The sequence below is a fragment of the Vibrio sp. 1402 genome, from assembly GCF_033340275.1.
The window spans coordinates 1-747 of record NZ_JAWOWE010000218.1; the positions used below are offsets into that span (position 1 = coordinate 1).

The following is a 747-nucleotide window of genomic DNA, read 5'->3' on the forward strand; positions in this document are numbered from 1 at the left end:
TGTTTGCGTTCATGCACGTAGGGGACGACGATATCCATACACGCTTGCATAATGCCGAGTGGGCCAGCAGCTAAAACAACGCGCTCGTAATCAAGCCCACTCATCAATACTTCGACGCCACAATTGAGTGCTCCGAGAATGTTTTCTTTAGGTACTTTGCAATTGTTGAAGACGAGCTCAGATGTGTTTGAGCCTCGCATTCCCAACTTATCGAGCTTTTGCGCGTCACTGAATCCGGTAAAACTGCGCTCGACGATAAACGCTGTGATCCCGCGCGATCCCGCATCAGCGTCTGTTTTGGCGTACACCACGACCACGTCCGCATCGGGGCCGTTCGTGATCCACATTTTTGTGCCATTGAGTAAGAAGTGGTCGCCTTTGTCTTCGGCTTTTAATTGCATGCTGACGACATCCGAACCCGAATTGACTTCGCTCATCGCCAGAGCGCCTATGTGCGAACCATCAACTAATTTAGGCAGATACTTTTCTCGTTGCGTTGGGGTGCCGTTTCGAAAGATTTGATTTACGCAAAGATTAGAATGCGCGCCGTAGCTGAGTGCGACGGAGGCTGATGCTCGGCTTATCTCTTCCATTGCTACAACGTGGGCGAGGTAGCCCATTTCAGCACCACAATATTCTTCGCTGACGGTCACGCCAAGCAAGCCCATTTCGCCAAGAAGTGGCCACAAATGGCTAGGAAACTGATTGTAATGGTCAATATCGGCGGCAATAGGAGCTATATGCTCA

The 747-nt window shown here is 50.3% G+C and carries 1 protein-coding gene; it reads right to left on the reverse strand.

Annotated features, from left to right (window positions below; translation table 11 throughout):
* Positions 1–747, reverse strand: a 747-nt coding sequence (locus tag R7044_RS25195; protein WP_263857042.1) for an acyl-CoA dehydrogenase family protein, incomplete at both ends; no start/stop codon positions are given.